The organism is Variovorax sp. GW822-FHT04A09, assembly GCF_058801005.1.
This window is the reverse complement of record NZ_JBXAMV010000002.1, coordinates 220,492-237,265: the sequence shown is the minus strand read 5'-3', so window position 1 is coordinate 237,265 and position 16,774 is coordinate 220,492. Positions and strand designations below refer to the sequence as shown.

Here is a 16,774-nt window from a genome sequence, read left to right as displayed (position 1 = left end):
TTTCTCGTTCGCCGCGCCAACTGTGTATGGGCGGCACCCCTCGTTTGCTGAATCATCGCGACATTCGACCACTTGGTCAAACTTCATGAGGGCTCGATCTCTCATGTCGCACACGGTTACCCCACCACGACCTGGAGCTTGAAAGCCCATGAGCAGCACGATGAACCCCGTCGCGCCCAGCGCGCACATTGCCTCCGATGTGCGCGCCGGCCGTCTCGACCCCGCGCAGTACGCCAAGAACTTCTGCGACGCCCACCCGCCGCTGAACGTGGTGCAGGCCAACATCGAAGCCGAGCGTTGCTACTACTGCTTCGACGCGCCCTGCCAGACGGCCTGCCCCACGGGCATCGACATCCCGACCTTCATCCGCCGCATCGCCGACGGCAACCTGCGCGGCGCCGCGCGCACCATCCTCGAAGAGAACCCGCTGGGCGGCATGTGCGCCCGCGTGTGCCCGACCGAGGTGCTGTGCGAGCAGGCCTGCGTGCGCAACAGCAACGAGAGCAAGCCTGTCGAAATCGGCCTGCTGCAGCGCCATGCGACCGACGCCTTCTTCGACGCACCCGGTGCACCGCTGTTCGTGCGCGCCGCCGACACGGGCCAGCGCATTGCCGTCGTCGGCGCGGGCCCGGCCGGCCTGGCCTGCGCGCACCGCCTGGCGGTGCTGGGCCACCAGGTGACGCTGTTCGACGCGCGCCCCAAGCTGGGCGGCCTGAACGAATACGGCCTGGCCAGCTACAAGACGGTGAACGACTTCGCGCAACGCGAGATCGAGTGGCTGCTGTCGGTCGGCGGCATCGAGGTGCGCAACAACCAGGCGCTGGGCCGCGAGCTGCACCTGGACGCGCTCGCCACCGACTACGACGCGGTGTTCCTCGGCCTCGGCCTGGCCGGCGTGAACACGCTGGGCCTGGGCGAGCAGAGCGGCGTGCGCGACGCGGTGGACTTCATCGCCGAGCTGCGCCAGGCGGCCTCGCCGGCCGATGTGGCCATCGGCCGCCACATGGTAGTGATCGGCGGCGGCATGACGGCCGTGGATGCGGCCGTGCAGTCGCGCAAGCTCGGCGCGGAAGACGTGAGCATCGTCTACCGGCGCGGCGCGGACGCCATGGGGGCCTCGGCCGACGAGCAGAGCTGGGCCAAGGAGAACGGCGTGCGCATCATCCACTGGGCCGCGCCCAAGGCCCTGCGCGCCAAGGGCGGCGTGCTGCGCGGCATCGACTTCGCACGCACCGCGCTGGTCGACGGCAAGCTGGTCGAGACCGGCGAAGCGCTCGCACTGCAGGCCGACATGGTGCTGTGCGCCATCGGCCAGAGCTTTGTCGCGACCGCGCTGGAAGACAGCGGCGTGCAGCTGCAGGGCGGGCGCATCAGCACCGATGCGGAATGCCGCAGCTCGCTCCCCAAGGTCTGGGCCGGCGGCGACGCGCGCTTCGGCGGGCGCGACCTCACGGTCGAGGCGGTGGAAGACGGCAAGCAGGCCGCGCTGTCCATCGACCGCCACCTGCGCGCGGCCTGACGCGACAGCGCCCTCTCTTCCTTTCTCACCTCTCATCCGAGCGCGCCGCGGCGCGACAGGAGCAATTCACATGGCAGACCTGAGCATCGACTTCGTGGGCATCCGCAGCCCCAACCCTTTCTGGCTGGCCTCGGCGCCACCGACCGACAAGGAGATCAACGTGGTCCGCGCCTTCGAGGCCGGCTGGGGCGGCGTGGTCTGGAAGACCGTGGGCGAAGACCCGAACGTGGTCAACGTGCACGGGCCGCGCTATGCCGTGTCGTATGCGGCCGACCGCCGCGTGACGGGCTTCAACAACATCGAGCTGATCTCCGACCGCCCGCTGCGCACCAACCTCGAAGAGATGACGCGTGTCAAGCGCAACTGGCCCGACCGCGCGCTGGTGGCCTCGATCATGGTGCCCTGCACCGAAGAGGCCTGGAAGAACATCCTGCCGATGGTGGAAGACACCGGCTGCGACGGCATCGAGCTGAACTTCGGCTGCCCGCACGGCATGAGCGAACGCGGCATGGGCGCAGCCGTGGGCCAGGTGCCCGAGTACATCCAGATGGTGGCCGAGTGGTGCAAGCACTACTCGAAGCTGCCGGTGATCGTGAAGCTCACGCCCAACGTGGCCGACATCCGGCCCGCCGCTCGCGCGGCCAAGAAGGGCGGCGCCGACGCGGTGAGCCTCATCAACACCATCAACTCGATCATGGGCGTCGACCTGGACGCGATGGCGATGTTTCCGCACACCGACGGCAAGGGCTCGCACGGCGGCTACTGCGGCCCCGGCGCCAAGCCCATTGCGCTGCACATGGTGGCCGAGATCGCGCGCGACCCGCAGACCGCCGGCCTGCCGATCTCGGGCATCGGCGGCGTCTCGACCTGGCGCGATGCGGCCGAGTTCATCGCGCTGGGCAGCGGCTCGGTGCAGGTGTGCACTGCTGCCATGGTCTACGGCTTCAAGATCGTGCAGGACCTGTGCGACGGCCTCTCCAACTTCATGGACCAGAAGGGCTACGCCAACCTGGAACAGCTGCGCGGCCGTGCGGTCGGCAGCATCACCGACTGGCAGCAGCTCAACCTGAACCACGTCGACAAGGCCGTGATCCACCAGGACCTGTGCATCCAGTGCGGCCGCTGTCACGTGGTGTGCGAAGACACCTCGCACCAGGCCATCAGCGCCACCAAGGACGGCATGCGCTTCTTCGAGGTGAAGGAAGAAGAGTGCGTGGGCTGCAACCTGTGCGTGTCGATCTGCCCGGTGCCCGGCGCGCTGTCGATGCGCACGCTGAAGGCCGGCGAGACGGACGCGCGCACCGGCCACCCGGTGGTCGGGCACTACGCCAACTGGACCACGCATCCCAACAACCCGATGCGCACCGGCAGCCCCGCCTGAACGGGATATCGAACAAGCGAGTGAGTGAGTAAGTGAATGACCAAGCCCGGCGCAGACCGGGCGGCGGCGGGAGGGGAACGACCACACGGCCAGAAGCACGACACACGTGCAGGAGAAAACCCACATGACGACCCCACAGCACGGCGGCGCACCCGCCGCAAACCTCTGGAACGAGGACCTGGCGCCCACCACGCTGGCGCAGCGAACGTGGCGCTGGTACCACTTCGCCGCGCTCTGGGTGGGCATGGTGATGTGCATCCCCGCCTACATGCTGGCGGCCAGCCTGATCGAGGGCGGCATGTCGTGGGGGCAGGCGGTGCTGACCGTGTTCCTCGGCAACGCCATCGTGCTGGTGCCGATGCTGCTCATCGGCCACGCGGGCGCGAAGTACGGCATTCCGTATGCGGTGATGGCGCGCGCCTCGTTCGGCACGCGCGGGGCGCGGCTGCCGGCGCTGCTGCGCGCCGTCGTGGCCTGCGGCTGGTACGGCATCCAGACCTGGTTCGGCGGCCAGATGATCTACACGCTCGTCGGCGTGCTCATGGGCCAGCCGCTGGGCGGCGACAAGCTGCCGATGCTCGGCATCAATGGCGCGCAGCTGGTGTGCTTCCTGATCTTCTGGGCCATCCAGCTGTACTTCGTGGTGCACGGCATCGAGTCGATCCGCCGTCTCGAAACCTACACCGCGCCGCTCAAGATCATCGTGTGCATCGCCCTGCTCTACTGGGCCGTGCAGCGCGCGGGCGGCCTGGGCCCGATCTTCGACCAACCGTCGCAGTTCGAGGCCGGCGGCAAGAAGGCCGGCATGTTCTGGGCGGTGTTCTGGCCGTCGCTCACGGCCATGGTCGGCTTCTGGGCCACGCTGGCGCTGAACATCCCCGACTTCACGCGCTTCTCGCGTTCGCAGCGCGACCAGGTGGTGGGCCAGGTCATCGGCCTGCCCGCACCCATGGGCCTGCTCGCGATGATGGCCGTGATGGTCACCTCGGCCACGGTGGTCATCTACGGCAAGGCGCTGTGGGACCCGGTGGACCTGGCCAGCCGCATGACCGGCGCCGCGGTGCTGCTCGCGCTCATCATCCTGCTGATCGACACCGTGAGCGTGAACCTGGCGGCCAACCTCGTGGGCCCGGCCTACGACTTCTCTGCCCTCAACCCGAAGAAGATCTCGTACCGCACGGGCGGCTACATCACGGCCGGCATCGCCATCGTGATGATGCCGTGGAAGGTGTTGGAGACCACGCAGGGCTACATCTTCACCTGGCTCATCGGCTACTCGGCGCTGCTGGGGCCGGTGGCCGGCATCCTGATTGCCGACTACTACCTGATTCGCCGCAAGGAGTTGGACGTCGACGCGCTCTACCGCGAGACCGGCGCCTACAGCTACGGCAACGGCTGGAACATGGCGGCCATCGTCGCTTTCATCGTCGGCGTGCTGCCGAACATCCCCGGCTTCCTCAACGCCGCCTTTCCGTCGGCCGTGCCGTCGATGCCCGAGTTCTTCAAGACGATCTACACCTACGCCTGGTTCGTCGGCGTGGTGCTGTCGGCCGTGGTCTACATGGGGCTGATGAAGGCGCGCGCGCCACAGCTTCAGGGCATGACCCCGCCCCTCAAAAACCCCAGCTGAGACAAAACAGAAAAGGAACCCACGCCATGACCGTTCTCATTCGCGGTGGCACGGTGGTCAACGCCGATGCCGAGCACCGTGCCGACGTGCTCTGCCAGGGGGACAAGATCCTCCAGGTCGGCACCGACCTGCAGGTGCCGGCGGGCGCCGAAGTCGTCGACGCCGGCGGCGCCTACGTCATGCCCGGCGGCATCGACCCGCACACCCACATGCAGCTTCCCTTCATGGGCACCGTGGCGGCCGACGACTTCTTCAGCGGCACGGCGGCCGGCCTGGCCGGTGGCACCACCAGCATCATCGACTTCGTGATTCCCGATCCGCAGCAGTCGCTGATGGACGCCTTTCGCATGTGGCGCGGCTGGGCCGAGAAATCCGCAGGCGACTACAGCTTTCACGTGGCCGTGACCTGGTGGAACGACAGCGTGCACAAGGACATGGGCACGCTGGTGCACGAGCACGGCGTGAACAGCTTCAAGCACTTCATGGCCTACAAGAACGCGATCATGGCCGACGACGAGATCCTGGTGAAGAGCTTCCAGCGCTCGTTGGAACTCGGCGCCATGCCCACGGTGCATGCGGAGAACGGCGAGCTGGTCGCGATGCTGCAGCAGCAGCTGCTGGCGCAGGGCATTCGCGGACCCGAGGGCCATCCGCTGTCGCGCCCACCGATGGTCGAGGCCGAGGCGGCCAACCGCGCCATCGCCATCGCGGACGTGCTGGGCGTGCCGATCTACGTGGTGCACGTGTCGTGCGGCGAAGCGCTCGACGCCATCACCCGCGCCCGCGCGCGCGGCCAGCGCGTGTACGGCGAGGTGCTGGCCGGTCACCTCGTGGTCGACGAGAGCGCCTACCGCGACCCCGACTTTGCGCGTGCTGCCGCCCACGTGATGAGCCCGCCCTTCCGCTCGCGCGAGAACCAGGCCATGCTGTGGCGCGGTCTGCAGGGCGGCAACCTGCACACCACGGCCACCGACCATTGCACCTTCTGCGCCGAGCAGAAGGCGGCCGGCCACGACGACTTCACGAAGATTCCCAACGGCTGCGGCGGCGTCGAAGAGCGCATGGCCGTGCTGTGGGATGCGGGCGTCAACGCCGGCCGGCTCACGCCGTCGGAGTTCGTGCGCGTCACCTCGACCAACGCGGCGCAGCTGTTCAACCTGTACCCGCGCAAGGGCGTGATCCAGCCCGGGGCCGACGCCGACATCGTGGTGTGGGACCCGAAGGCCACCAAGACGCTGTCGGTGAAGACGCAGCATTCGAAGAGCGACTTCAACATCTTCGAAGGCCGCGAAGTGACGGGTGTGCCCAGGCACACGGTGAGCGCCGGCCGCTGGGTCTACCGCAACGGCGACCTGCGCGCCGAGCCCGGCACCGGCCGCTACCTCAAGCGCCCGCCCTTCGCGCCGATGTTCACCGCACTCGAACGCTTCAAGCAGCAGCACGCGCCCACGGCCGTGGCGCGCTGAACCCCCAAGGAGTCATACATGAATGCAGCAGTGGACACGCAGGTGCTGACGATCAACGGCGAGCGCCTGTGGAACTCGCTGATGGAACTGGCACGCATCGGCGCCACCCCCAAGGGCGGCGTCAAGCGCCTGGCGCTGACCGACCTCGACAAGCAGGGCCGCGACCTCGTGGTGTCGTGGGGCAAGGAGGCCGGCCTGAGCATCACCGTCGACAAGATCGGCAACGTCTTCATGCGCCGCGAAGGCACCAACCCCGCGCTGCCGCCCATCGTGTCGGGCAGCCACATCGACACGCAACCCACCGGCGGCAAGTTCGACGGCAACTACGGCGTGCTGTCGGCGCTGGAGGTGGTGCGCACACTGAACGACCAGGGCATTCGCACCGAAGCGCCCATCGAGGTCGCGTTCTGGACCAACGAGGAAGGCTCGCGCTTCGTGCCGGTGATGATGGGCTCGGGCGTCTTCTGCGGCGCCTTCAGCCTCGAGCACGCCTACGCCGCGAAAGACACCGAGGGCAAGACGGTGCGCGAAGAGCTGGAGCGCATCGGCTACATCGGCGACCAGACGCCGGGCGACCACCCCATCGGCGCCTACTTCGAGGCGCACATCGAGCAGGGGCCGGTGCTGGAAGATGCGGACAAGGTCATCGGCGTGGTGCCGGCGGTGCTCGGCCTCTCCTGGTACGACTGCGTCGTCACCGGCATGGAGGCGCATGCGGGCCCCACGCCGATGCATCTGCGCCGCGATGCGCTGCAGGTGGCGACGCGGATCATGCAGGAGGTGGTGGCCATCGGGCTGCGCTACCCGCCCTACGGGCGCGGCACGGTCGGCATGGTGCAGGTGCACCCGAACAGCCGCAACGTGATTCCGGGCGAGGTGAAGTTCTCGATCGACCTGCGCAACGTGAGCGGCGAACTGCTCGACCGCATGCACGGCGAGATCCTCGCCTTCGTCGAACGCACGGGGCGCGAGACCGGGTTGGGCGTGACGATCGAGCGCGTGTCGTACTTTCCACCCTGCCCGTTTCACCCCGATTGCGTGGATACGGTGCGCCGCGCGACCGAACGGCTCGGCTACTCGACCATGGACGTGGTGTCGGGCGCGGGCCACGACGCGATCTATGCCGCGCGGCTCGCACCGGCCGGCATGATCTTCGTGCCCTGCAAGGACGGCATCAGCCACAACGAGATCGAGGACGCGCAGCCCGACCATCTGACGGCCGGCTGCAACGTCTTGCTGCACGCCATGCTGGAGCGCGCGAAGCGCGTCGACTGACGCGCTCGCGGCGGCGCTGCCGTTACTGGTACGCCGCCAGCTCCTGCTTCGCGATCGCGTTGCGGTGCACCTCGTCGGGACCGTCGGCCACGCGCAGGTGGCGCTCGTAGGCGTAGAAGTGCGTGAGCAGCGTGTCCTGGCTCAGGCCCATCGCGCCGAAGGCCTGCATGGCCCAGTCGATCACCTTCACGCAGTTGTTGGGCGTGAGCACCTTGATCATGGCGATCTCCTTGGCCGCCACCTTGTTGCCCACGGTGTCCATGCGGTAGGCCGCATTCAGCACCATCCAGCGCGACTGCTCGATGAGCATGCGCGACTCGGCAATGCGCTCGCGCCACACGCCCTGCTCCGACAGTGGCTTGTGGAAGGCCACGCGCGACACGAGGCGCTGGCACATCATCTCCAGCGCGGCCTCGGCCATGCCGATGGCGCGCATGCAGTGGTGGATGCGGCCCGGGCCGAGGCGGCCCTGCGCGATCTCGAAGCCGCGGCCCTCGCCCAGCAGGATGTTCTCGACCGGCACGCGCACGTTGTCGAACACGATCTCGGGGTGGCCGAAGGGCGGGTCGTACATGCCCAGCAGCTGCATGTCGCGCACGATGGTGATGCCGGGCGTGTTCTTGGGCACGAGCACCATCGACTGCTGCTTGTGGCGATCGGCGTTGTCGGGGTCGGTCTTGCCCATCAGCACGAAGATCTCGCAGCGCTCGTTCATGGCGCCGGTGATGTACCACTTGCGCCCGTTGATGACGTACTCGTCACCCTCGCGGCGGATGCTGCAGCGGATGTTGGTGGCGTCGCTGGAGGCCACCTCGGGCTCGGTCATGGCGAACGACGAGCGGATCTCGCCGGCCAGCAGCGGCGTGAGCCAGCGTTCCTGCTGTGCCTTGGTGCCGTAGCGCGCCAGCACTTCCATGTTGCCGGTGTCGGGCGCGGAGCAGTTGAAGATCTCGGCGCACCAGTAGCGCCGACCCATGATCTCGCACAGCGGCGCGTACTCGACATTGCTCAGGCCCGGGCCGTGCTCCGACTCGGGCAGGAACAGGTTCCACAGGCCGCGCTCGCGCGCCTTGGCCTTCAGGCCGGCCATCATCGGCAGCTCGGCATACGGGCGGCCGGCGCGGGCGTTGGCGGCCAGCTCTTCCTCGCGGCGCTTCTCGTTCGGATAGACGTGCTCGTCCATGAACTTGAGCAGCTCGGCGCGCAGCGCGAGCACCCGGGGCGTGAATTCGAATTGCATGTCGTCTCGTCCTTCTTCCAATGTGCGGTCGAAGATACGTCGCGATGCGGATCGGGACGGTCGTTCGCGCGACAGCACGAACGCCGCCCTGGGCGGGTCAGCGTGGCGTGGGCAGCGCGGTCGCGAGCGCGGCCAGCGCCGCCACCACCTTCTGCACCGACTGCGCGGCGCGCGCGTCCTTCAGCGTGCCGTCGGCCTCGAAGGCCTCGTTCGCGCGCCCGAGCGCGAACTGCTGCGGCGCCACCAGCATGGCGAAGGCCATCTGCAGGTACTGGCGCAGGAAGTTCATCGAGCGCAGCGCGCCCAGCGGCCCGGGCGAGGCCGACAGCAGTGCGGCCGGCTTGTTGGCCGTGGCGGCCAGCCCGCCCGCGTGGCCGTCGCCCGGCGGAATGCGCGAGAGCCAGCTGAAGGCGTTGATGACCAGCGGCGTGGGAAAGCCGTTGTACTCGGGCGTGACGATCAGCACGCCGTCGCTCGCCGCGATGGCGCTGCGCAGTTCGTGCGCGCCGGCCGGCACGCCCGAGGCGGCCTCGAGGTCGCCGTCGTACACGGGCAGCGCCAGCGCGCGCAGGTCCATCTCCGTCACCTGCAGGCCCGCCGCGCGCGCGGTGGCCGCGGCCACGGCCGCCAGCCGGCGGTTGAGCGAGCCGTCGCGGGCGCTGCCGGGAATGATCAGGATGCGGGGACTGTCCATGCGGGGCTCCTTGCCGTGCGTTGAAAGAAGAAGGAAAGCCGCGCCGCACGTTTCGCGTGCGGCGCGGCGTTCTTCAGTGTCGCATCGGGATGATCAGGCGCGCTGCGAATCCAGCTGCTCGCTGTTCGTCACGACCTCCTGCGCCTTCATGTAGCTCTCGATCAGCAGCTGGTAGGGCGGGAACACGGCGCTGTAGGCCTCGGCCCATTGCGCGGCGTCGTCGCGGTGCCAGGTCTTCTGCACTTCGGAGCACACGCCCGCGGTGTCGATCGGCACCACGCCGGCCTGCACCACGCGCGCCAGCGTGATCTCCTGCGCCATCTTCGAGTAGGTGCCCGAGGCGTCGATCACCGCAAACACGCGGTAGCCCTCATGCACCGCCGCGATGCTCGGGAAGGCCATGCACACGCTGGTGATGGTGCCCGCGATGATCAGCGTGCCGCGCCCGGTGGCCTTCACGGCGGCCACGAACTCGGGGTTGTCCCAGGCGTTGATCTCGCCCTTGCGCGCCACGTACTGCGCATGCGGCGCGTACTTGTGCACTTCGGGAATCAGCGGCCCGTTCGGACCCTGCGGCACCGAGGCGGTGGTGATGACCGGGATCTTCGCCAGCGTCGCGACCTTGGCCAGCGTGGTGACGTTGGAGCGCAGCTCGGTCATCGGCATGTCCTTCACGGTCTGGAACAGGCCGCTCTGGTGGTCGATGAGCAGCATCACGGCGTCGTCGGGGTCGATGACGGGCTTGGCGCCGTTGAAGTTGGCAACGTTGTTGGGGATGGTCATGGCGTGCTCACTTTCCTTGGGTCAGCTGCGTGTAGCTGGTGATCAGGTTGCGGTAGTCGGGGATGTGGTTGGAGAACAGCGTCCCCAGGCCCTCGATGTCGTTGCGCCAGTCGCGGTGCAGCTCGCAGGCCACGCCGAACCACGACATCAGCTGCGCGCCGGCGGCCGACATGCGGTCCCACGCGGCCTGGCGCGTCACGTCGTTGAAGGTGCCCGAGGCATCGGTGACCACGAACACGTCGAAGCCCTCGGCCAGCGCCGACAGCGCCGGGAAGGCCACGCAGACCTCGGTGACGACGCCGGCGATCAGCAGTTGCTTCTTGCCCGTGGCCTTCACGGCCTTGACGAAGTCCTCGTTGTCCCAGGCGTTGATCTGGCCGGGGCGGGGAATGTAGGGCGCGTCGAGGAACTGGGCCTTCAGCTCGGGCACCAGCGGGCCGTTGGGGCCGTTCTCGAAGCTGGTGGTCAGCACCGTGGGCAGCTTGAAGTAGCTGGCGATGTCGGCCAGGGCCAGCACGTTGTTCTTGAACTTGTCGGGGTCGATGTCGCGCACCAGCGAGAGCAGGCCGGTCTGGTGGTCGACCAGCAGCACGGCGACATCGTTCTTGTCGAGACGGGTGTAAGGCTTGGACATGGGAGGCTTCCTTTGTGAGGTTGAATGCCGGGGAAAAAAGGGGCCCCGATGCATGTCCGTCAGCGTAAAAGCGCGCCCGAAAGTCCGGTAGTCGGCGAAATTTGCCTGCAGCGTTCCACCCGATGGACGATGGCAACACCCGTGCGCCGTGGTCGGATGAATTCGCGCCCGCCGGAGCCGATCCGTGGCGGCGGGTAAAATACCCCTACATGTCCCGCTGGTTTGCCGCTACCGTCCTCGCTTTCATGCTGTCCTGCTACGGCTTCGCCGTGCTCGCGCACGGGCTGGTCGGCGGCCACCATGTGACGTCGTCGTCCGGCGAACGCCAGACCGTCGCGACGCTCGCCGCCTCGCTGGCCGATGGCGGCGACAAGGACATCGGCAAGACCTCGTCCGAAGACCCGTCCGCCATGGACGAAGCGGGCTCCGAGCACGCCGAACTGGTCGATGCGCGTCCCCACGCACGCAATCTGCTGGTGCTCTCCGCGCAACCGCCGCGGCTGGGCTCCACCTCGGTGCTCTCGCCGCTGCTCGACCGGCCCAAGCGGCCACCCCGGCCCCACGCCCTCCTCGCCGCCTGAGGCCGCGCGGCGGCGAGCGAACGCCTGAGGACTGAAACAGTCCGGGCGTTTGCGCTCATCCGATCCGGCCCGTCGCCTGTTTAGCGCGACGCCCCTGCCCCTTCTTTTCAGCCGTTCGACGGCCCCGCCGCACGTGTCATGCGACCCGTCCGGCCCTCTCTCTTTTTTCAGGATTTTTCGATGAACTCCAGCCAATCGGCCTACCCCTCCAGCTTCGGCGCACCGTTGGCCTCGGTCCAGGAACGCAACCGCGTTCTGCGCAACACCTACTGGCTGCTCGCGCTGTCGATGGTGCCCACCGTGCTGGGCGCCTGGCTCGGCGTGGCCACCGGCCTCACACGCGCCATGTCGCCGGGCATCGGCATCATGGTGTTCCTCGGCGGCGCCTTCGGTTTCATGTACGCCATCGAGAAGACCAAGAACTCCGCCGCCGGCGTGCCCGTGCTGCTGGCCTTCACCTTCTTCATGGGTCTGATGCTGTCGCGCCTGGTCGGCAGCGTGCTCGGCCTGTCCAACGGCGCCAGCCTGGTGATGACCGCCTTCGCCGGCACCGGCGGCATCTTCCTGGGCATGGCCATGCTCTCGACGGTCATCAAGCGCGACATCTCGGCCATGGGCAAGTGGCTCTTCGTGGGCGCCATCGGCCTGCTGGTGGTGGGCATCGCCAACGTCTTCATCCAGTCGAGCGCGCTGATGATGACGCTGTCGGTCGCCGCCATCGGCATCTTCTCGGCCTTCATCCTGCACGACCTGAAGCGCGTGAAGGACGGCCTCGAGACCAACTACATCTCGGCCACGCTGGGCGTGTACCTGAGCCTCTACAACGTGTTCCAGTCGCTGCTGGCCCTGCTGGGCATCGCCGGCGGCCGCGACGAGTAAGCGCACACAGAACGACAAGCAAGGAAGGAAGGAAACACCATGCGCCTCACCACCAAGGGCCGCTTCGCGGTCACCGCGATGATCGACATCGCCCTGCACGGCCGCTCGGGCCCCGTCACGCTGGCCTCGATCAGCCTGCGCCAGCAGGTCTCGCTCTCGTACCTGGAACTGCTGTTCGCCAAGCTGCGCCGCAACGGGCTGGTCGAATCCACCCGCGGCCCCGGCGGCGGCTACTCGCTCAGCCGCAAGGCCGCGGAGATCACGGTGGCCGACATCGTGCTCACCATCGAAGACCTGGGCGCCAGCAAGATCCGCCCGCGCGCCGCCGGCTCGGCCGACGAACCCGGCCGCTGCGAGATCGACGACCTCTGGGCCTCCGTGAACCTGCGCGCCGTCGAGTTCCTGCGCTCGATCTCGCTGCAGAGCCTGGTCGACGAACAGAAGGCCAAGGGTGTGCAGCCCGCCACCAGCGCGGCCGCCCGCCGCACCACGGCCGTCGTCGGCTCGCCGGTGCGCAAGCCCTTCGTGGTCGACGCGCCGAACTCGGTGTTCGCACTGGGCCGGCGCCACAGCACGAGCAGCTGACGGCGATCGGCGCGGCCGCTGCGCCGCGCCTTGAAAGACCGGGCCGCGCGACCTAGACTGGGCAGTGAGGGCACCCGCGGTGCCGGGGGCCAAGGAGCCTGCCATGTACAAGCGTGTTCTCGTCGCCACCGACGGCTCTTCGCTGTCGGACAAGGCGGTGGCCGCGGCCATCGACCTCGCGTTGCTCACCGGCGCCGAGCTGGTGAGCGTCAACGTCGCGCACATCCAGCCCTATGGCTATTTCGAAGGCTCGATGCTGCTGAACCAGACGGACTTCGAAGCCAACCAGAAACACGTCGAGCAGGCGGCCCAGCGCGTGGCCGATGCGGTGCGCGACACCGCCCTGGCCAAGGGCGTGCGCCGCGCCGACGCGGTGGTCATGAAGTCGAACCAGGTGGCCGAAGCCATCATCCACGCCGCCAAGAATCAGGACTGCGACCTGATCGTGATGGCCTCGCACGGGCGCCGCAGCCTCGCACGGCTGCTGCTGGGCAGCGAGACGCTGCACGTGCTGACGCATTCGCACATTCCGGTGCTGGTGCTGCGCTGAACTGAACGAATAAGGCACCGCGCACGCGGTGCGCGGGGTTATCTCGTCGCGGCGGACTCGACGGTCTCGACGACCGTGCGACCGGCCGGCGGGCACGACGGCCCGGCATCGCGGCCGAAGCAGCGCGCGGCCTGCGTGCGCGCCTGGGCTTCCTGCGCGTGGCGCGCCTGCGCGGCATCGACCTGGTAGTCGAGCAGCCACTTCATGAGCAACAGCATCGCAATGACCAACCCAAGCGCCACACCCAGCAGGGTCGTGCGCCAGTTGCGCGGTCGCGCCGCAGACGGCGCGCGGGCCGGTGCGCTGCTCTCCATCGCGGTGAAGCCCGCAAGGCTGCGGGACGCACCACCGTCATGGATGCGGCGGCGGGGTGGTTCGGGGGTCGCGGAACGCGCGGACACCGAGGTCTGCGCGCGCTTCACGCGCGGCGCATGGGCAGTGTCCGAAGGCAGGTGGCGGGCAGGCATGACGGGGGCGATTATGAACGGCCCGCGCCTCAGCTTCCCACGCCGAACGCCGGGTCGTAGCGCACCTCGCCCGCCGGCCATGCGCCGTGGAACGACACGGCCTGGAAATATTCCGGCGGCACGCCCGGCAGCACCAGGCCGGGCCGCACCGCGAAGCCGAAGCGGCCGTAGAAGGCCGGATCGCCCAGCAGCACGCAGCCTTGCGCGCCGGCCGCGCGCAGGCCCGCCAGCGCGGCCTCCATGAGCAGCCGGCCGATGCCCTGCCCCTGGCGCGCGGGCGCCACCGAGATCGGCCCCAGCCCGTGCCAGCCGGCCGTGCCGTCGGAAACTGCCACCGGCGACACCGCGACGTGGCCGACGATCTCGCCGCCGTCTTCGGCCACGAGCGACAGCGTGAGCTGGCCGGCGGCACGCAGGGCGTCGACGATGAGGTGCTCGGTCCCGTCGGCATGCGCCGCGCCGGCAAAGGCCGCCACCGTCAGTTGCCGGATCGCGGCCTCGTCGCCCGGTTGCTCGGGGCGAACCACCGGCCCCGCCTGCGCCCGCCGCGCGGCCTCCACCTTCTTCTGCGTGTCAGCATCCACCAGCGCCCGCATGGCGCGAAACAGCGGCCGGCTGCCGGTGTGCTTCTGGCCGTAGCCGAGGTTGAATTCGTAGTCGAAGTCGGGCGGGTTCGCGCCCTGGTTGTGCTGCAGCAGCGTCTCGAGCTTGTCCAGCGCCTTCACCGCGCGGGCCTCGGGCGTCTCGGCCTTTTCGTACTCGTCCCACAGCGCCAGGATGCCCGCGCGCAGCGGTGCGTCGAGCGTGCGCGTGAGCACCTGCAGGTCCTCGCGCTCCTGCGCGCTCTTGTCGGGGTGCGCGGCCTGCACGATGGCGGGGATGTCGCCGTGGATCGCCTCGCCCAGGTCGTGCACCACGCACATCTTCAGCACCTTGAGCAGGTCCAGGTCGGCCAGCTCGTCCTCGAAGGCCATGGCCATCAGGCACAGGCGCCAGCTGTGCTCTGCCGTGCTCTCGGTGCGGCCCGAGGCGGTGTGCGCGCTGCGCAGCACGCTCTTGAGGCGCTCGGCCTCGCGAAGGAAGTCCAGCCTTCCCCTGATCTGATCGATGTCCATCTCGCCGTCTCGTTCGTCCTGAAGGGTGTCAGGCCGAGCCTACGCGATCCGGACGCAGGCCGTCGTTACAGCGCCGACCCCAGCCCGATCGGCGCGGGCACCGCGTTGACGATGCGCGTGAAGAGCGACGCATACACCTCGTCGGGCGCGGGGTGGTTGGAGAACAGGTCGCGGTTTTCGCCGAAGGCCGCGTCGAGCTCGCGCCAGTCGTCGGCGCTGAGCACGCGCTCGGCCAGCGGCAGGATCTCGCGTTCCTCGTGCGCCATGTGCTCCAGGTAGAAGCTCACGTACTCGTTCATCGCCTGCTCGAAGGCCAGGCGGCGCGGCTCGCCGAGCATCTCGAAGGCGAGCAGCGCGTGCTCGACGTGACGGATCTTGCGCTCGCCCCAGGCGTGGTCGTTGTCGAGCTTGTCCATCAGGTCGCGCGAGATCGGCGTGCAGGCGCGCAGCCGGGGAAAGAGCAGCTCGGTCTCTTTCGGGTGGTGGCGCTTCTCGGGAAACTCGTCCACGTAGAACAGCATGGCGCGCAGCGTCGCGAAGTCGGGCATCGTGCCCTTGCGGCGGTGCTGGTCGAGCAGCATCACGATGGAACGCAGCATGGCCGCCAGCGCGGCGTGCTCCTGGCGAATGATCCGGACGGCGGCATGGGTCATGAGGGTCTCCTTCTTTCGAAGGCCCCAAGGGTCGCAAGCCCGAGGCGGCCCAGGCTTGTTCCAGATCAAGGCCCGTGCATGCAGCCAGGCACAGACTGGCACGGCATCTCCTGTCTTTTTCTTCAACGCACCCTGGAGGTTCCACACCATGTACCAACGCATCCTGGTTCCCGTCGACGGCAGTTCCACCTCCGCCGAAGGCCTGGCCGAAGCCATCCGCCTGGCAAAGCTCACCGGTGGCCGCCTGCGCATCGTCCACATCCTGGACGAGCTCTCGTTCGCGCTCGGCATGGACGTCTACGTCGGCCATTCGGGCGACTGGCTCGGGGCGCTGCGCGCCAACGCCGTGACGCTGCTCGAGAAGGCCCGCGCCCAGGCGCAGGACGCGGGCGTCGAGGCCGAGGTCGTGCTGCGCGACGGCTTCAAGGCCGGCGCGGTCCACGACCAGGTGGTGACCGAAGCCGTCGATTCGAAGGCCGACCTGATCGTGCTCGGCACGCACGGCCGGCGCGGCCTGAGCCGCTGGGCCATGGGCAGCAGCGCGGAACACATCCTGCGGGTGGCGCCCGTGCCGGTGCTGCTGATCCGCGCGCCCGAAGCCGCGGCCAAGGTGGAGTCCGAGCGCTTCAGCCTGCCGGACGGGCAGGTCGCGAACCAGTAGGCCGCCCGCCCGCCGCCGGTTTGACGGGGCCCGGCACCGCGCCCAGAATGGCCTGCTCCGCTCGCGGCTTCTTTCGCGCAAGAACCGCCCGCCCGTTCCCCGTTTCAAGGAGCAGCGCCATGAGCTCACCCCAGCACATCCGGCAGTCCATGGACACCCTCGCGAGCCACTTCGCGACGCATCCCCAGGACGCACTGACCCAGGACAAGCCGGCCACGGCCACGCTGGTGTCGGGCCTGCACTTTCGCGTGACCGGGCCCACGGGGGAATCCATCGCGACCGACATGCCGAAGGCCATCGGAGGCAAGGCTGAAGCGCCGTCGCCCGGCTGGTTCATGCGCGCCGCCCTGGCGAGTTGCGAAACAACCGTGATCGCCATGCGGGCCGCGCAGCTCGGCATCGCGTTGACGACCCTCGAAGTGGTCGTCGGCAGCCAGTCGGACAGCCGCGGCCTGCTCGGCGAGCCGGCCTCCGTGCCCGCCGGCCCCAGCCGCATGCACGTCGCGGTGCGGATCGCCGCGGACGGCGTGCCGGAGCAGGAACTGCGCGACCTCGTGCACTGGGCCGAGGCCCACTCCCCGGTGGGCAGCGCGCTGCGCCGGGCCGTGCCGCTCGATGTGGCGGTGCAGGTCGGGCAGCCCTGACGGCACCCGCGAAGGCC

General features: G+C 68.8%; 18 protein-coding genes. 11 read left to right on the top strand and 7 right to left on the bottom strand.

The window, feature by feature from the left end; translation table 11 throughout:
- Window positions 1-148 precede the first annotated feature (148 nt).
- The 5 genes from AC1RLW_RS12195 to AC1RLW_RS12175 all read left to right on the top strand — a co-directional run bounded on the left by AC1RLW_RS12195 (window position 149) and on the right by AC1RLW_RS12175 (window position 7,271).
- Entirely contained in the window at window positions 149-1,519 is a 1,371-nt protein-coding gene (locus AC1RLW_RS12195; RefSeq protein WP_493193202.1) for an NAD(P)-dependent oxidoreductase, read from the top strand.
- A gap of 70 nt (window positions 1,520-1,589) precedes the next feature.
- Window positions 1,590-2,900, top strand: coding sequence for an NAD-dependent dihydropyrimidine dehydrogenase subunit PreA (preA, locus tag AC1RLW_RS12190; RefSeq protein WP_062479945.1), 1,311 nt, complete (start codon window positions 1,590-1,592; stop codon window positions 2,898-2,900).
- 124 nt (window positions 2,901-3,024) lie between these two features.
- Entirely contained in the window at window positions 3,025-4,530 is a 1,506-nt protein-coding gene (locus AC1RLW_RS12185; RefSeq protein WP_493193200.1) for an NCS1 family nucleobase:cation symporter-1, read from the top strand.
- Between the two features lie 26 nt (window positions 4,531-4,556).
- Entirely contained in the window at window positions 4,557-5,996 is a 1,440-nt protein-coding gene (hydA, locus tag AC1RLW_RS12180) for a dihydropyrimidinase (RefSeq protein WP_493193199.1), read from the top strand.
- Between the two features lie 18 nt (window positions 5,997-6,014).
- Window positions 6,015-7,271 (top strand): Zn-dependent hydrolase, encoded by a 1,257-nt coding sequence (locus AC1RLW_RS12175; protein ID WP_493193198.1) that lies wholly within the window; start codon window positions 6,015-6,017, stop codon window positions 7,269-7,271.
- Window positions 7,272-7,293: 22 nt separating this feature from the next.
- Here the strand turns inward: AC1RLW_RS12175 and AC1RLW_RS12170 are convergent, their stop codons facing one another.
- The 4 genes from AC1RLW_RS12170 to ycaC form a co-directional block, all read right to left on the bottom strand.
- Window positions 7,294-8,511: an acyl-CoA dehydrogenase family protein gene (locus AC1RLW_RS12170; RefSeq protein ID WP_070062107.1), complete on the bottom strand. Its 1,218-nt coding sequence runs from the start codon at window positions 8,509-8,511 to the stop codon at window positions 7,294-7,296.
- 97 nt (window positions 8,512-8,608) lie between these two features.
- On the bottom strand, window positions 8,609-9,205 hold the full coding sequence (locus AC1RLW_RS12165) for an NADPH-dependent FMN reductase (protein ID WP_493193197.1): 597 nt from the start codon (window positions 9,203-9,205) through the stop codon (window positions 8,609-8,611).
- 93 nt (window positions 9,206-9,298) lie between these two features.
- On the bottom strand, window positions 9,299-9,988 hold the full coding sequence (locus AC1RLW_RS12160; RefSeq protein ID WP_492681788.1) for an isochorismatase family protein: 690 nt from the start codon (window positions 9,986-9,988) through the stop codon (window positions 9,299-9,301).
- A 7-nt stretch (window positions 9,989-9,995) separates the two neighbouring features.
- A complete protein-coding gene (gene ycaC / locus AC1RLW_RS12155; RefSeq protein ID WP_493193196.1) occupies window positions 9,996-10,622 on the bottom strand; it encodes an isochorismate family cysteine hydrolase YcaC in 627 nt (208 codons plus the stop codon).
- A 245-nt stretch (window positions 10,623-10,867) separates the two neighbouring features.
- Between ycaC and AC1RLW_RS12150 the strand changes: the two genes are divergently transcribed.
- From AC1RLW_RS12150 to AC1RLW_RS12135, 4 genes are all read left to right on the top strand, one after another.
- A complete protein-coding gene (locus tag AC1RLW_RS12150) occupies window positions 10,868-11,203 on the top strand; it encodes a hypothetical protein (protein ID WP_062479977.1) in 336 nt (111 codons plus the stop codon).
- Window positions 11,204-11,383: 180 nt separating this feature from the next.
- Entirely contained in the window at window positions 11,384-12,082 is a 699-nt protein-coding gene (locus AC1RLW_RS12145; protein WP_062479959.1) for a Bax inhibitor-1/YccA family protein, read from the top strand.
- Between the two features lie 39 nt (window positions 12,083-12,121).
- Window positions 12,122-12,667, top strand: a complete 546-nt coding sequence (locus AC1RLW_RS12140; protein ID WP_062479961.1) for an Rrf2 family transcriptional regulator — start codon at window positions 12,122-12,124, stop codon at window positions 12,665-12,667.
- Window positions 12,668-12,770: 103 nt separating this feature from the next.
- On the top strand, window positions 12,771-13,217 hold the full coding sequence (locus AC1RLW_RS12135; RefSeq protein WP_062479963.1) for a universal stress protein: 447 nt from the start codon (window positions 12,771-12,773) through the stop codon (window positions 13,215-13,217).
- A gap of 38 nt (window positions 13,218-13,255) precedes the next feature.
- Here AC1RLW_RS12135 and AC1RLW_RS12130 read toward each other — a convergent pair whose 3' ends face one another.
- From AC1RLW_RS12130 to AC1RLW_RS12120, 3 genes are all read right to left on the bottom strand, one after another.
- Window positions 13,256-13,684 (bottom strand): hypothetical protein, encoded by a 429-nt coding sequence (locus AC1RLW_RS12130; protein WP_062479965.1) that lies wholly within the window; start codon window positions 13,682-13,684, stop codon window positions 13,256-13,258.
- Window positions 13,685-13,713: 29 nt separating this feature from the next.
- Entirely contained in the window at window positions 13,714-14,799 is a 1,086-nt protein-coding gene (locus AC1RLW_RS12125) for a bifunctional HD family hydrolase/N-acetyltransferase (protein ID WP_493193195.1), read from the bottom strand.
- Window positions 14,800-14,864: 65 nt separating this feature from the next.
- A complete protein-coding gene (locus AC1RLW_RS12120) occupies window positions 14,865-15,452 on the bottom strand; it encodes a hemerythrin domain-containing protein (RefSeq protein WP_493193194.1) in 588 nt (195 codons plus the stop codon).
- Window positions 15,453-15,600: 148 nt separating this feature from the next.
- Between AC1RLW_RS12120 and AC1RLW_RS12115 the strand changes: the two genes are divergently transcribed.
- Window positions 15,601-16,113 carry a universal stress protein gene (locus AC1RLW_RS12115; protein ID WP_390349499.1) on the top strand — a complete coding sequence of 171 codons (513 nt, stop codon included), beginning with the start codon at window positions 15,601-15,603 and terminating at the stop codon, window positions 16,111-16,113.
- 119 nt (window positions 16,114-16,232) lie between these two features.
- Complete coding sequence (locus AC1RLW_RS12110; RefSeq protein WP_493193193.1) at window positions 16,233-16,757, top strand: OsmC family protein; 525 nt, start codon at window positions 16,233-16,235, stop codon at window positions 16,755-16,757.
- Window positions 16,758-16,774: the final 17 nt, after the last annotated feature.

Bases quoted from the DNA above. Each gene is read 5' to 3' on its own strand.
- AC1RLW_RS12115 (WP_390349499.1), top strand. From the start codon at position 15,601: ATGTACCAACGCATCCTGGTTCCCGTCGACGGCAGTTCCACCTCCGCC.
- AC1RLW_RS12140 (WP_062479961.1), top strand. From the start codon at position 12,122: ATGCGCCTCACCACCAAGGGCCGCTTCGCGGTCACCGCGATGATCGAC.
- AC1RLW_RS12165 (WP_493193197.1), bottom strand. From the start codon at position 9,205: ATGGACAGTCCCCGCATCCTGATCATTCCCGGCAGCGCCCGCGACGGC.
- AC1RLW_RS12195 (WP_493193202.1), top strand. From the start codon at position 149: ATGAGCAGCACGATGAACCCCGTCGCGCCCAGCGCGCACATTGCCTCC.
- AC1RLW_RS12150 (WP_062479977.1), top strand. From the start codon at position 10,868: ATGCTGTCCTGCTACGGCTTCGCCGTGCTCGCGCACGGGCTGGTCGGC.
- AC1RLW_RS12170 (WP_070062107.1), bottom strand. From the start codon at position 8,511: ATGCAATTCGAATTCACGCCCCGGGTGCTCGCGCTGCGCGCCGAGCTG.
- preA (WP_062479945.1), top strand. From the start codon at position 1,590: ATGGCAGACCTGAGCATCGACTTCGTGGGCATCCGCAGCCCCAACCCT.
- AC1RLW_RS12185 (WP_493193200.1), top strand. From the start codon at position 3,025: ATGACGACCCCACAGCACGGCGGCGCACCCGCCGCAAACCTCTGGAAC.
- ycaC (WP_493193196.1), bottom strand. From the start codon at position 10,622: ATGTCCAAGCCTTACACCCGTCTCGACAAGAACGATGTCGCCGTGCTG.
- AC1RLW_RS12110 (WP_493193193.1), top strand. From the start codon at position 16,233: ATGAGCTCACCCCAGCACATCCGGCAGTCCATGGACACCCTCGCGAGC.
- AC1RLW_RS12125 (WP_493193195.1), bottom strand. From the start codon at position 14,799: ATGGACATCGATCAGATCAGGGGAAGGCTGGACTTCCTTCGCGAGGCC.
- AC1RLW_RS12130 (WP_062479965.1), bottom strand. From the start codon at position 13,684: ATGCCTGCCCGCCACCTGCCTTCGGACACTGCCCATGCGCCGCGCGTG.
- AC1RLW_RS12175 (WP_493193198.1), top strand. From the start codon at position 6,015: ATGAATGCAGCAGTGGACACGCAGGTGCTGACGATCAACGGCGAGCGC.
- AC1RLW_RS12120 (WP_493193194.1), bottom strand. From the start codon at position 15,452: ATGACCCATGCCGCCGTCCGGATCATTCGCCAGGAGCACGCCGCGCTG.
- AC1RLW_RS12135 (WP_062479963.1), top strand. From the start codon at position 12,771: ATGTACAAGCGTGTTCTCGTCGCCACCGACGGCTCTTCGCTGTCGGAC.
- hydA (WP_493193199.1), top strand. From the start codon at position 4,557: ATGACCGTTCTCATTCGCGGTGGCACGGTGGTCAACGCCGATGCCGAG.
- AC1RLW_RS12160 (WP_492681788.1), bottom strand. From the start codon at position 9,988: ATGACCATCCCCAACAACGTTGCCAACTTCAACGGCGCCAAGCCCGTC.
- AC1RLW_RS12145 (WP_062479959.1), top strand. From the start codon at position 11,384: ATGAACTCCAGCCAATCGGCCTACCCCTCCAGCTTCGGCGCACCGTTG.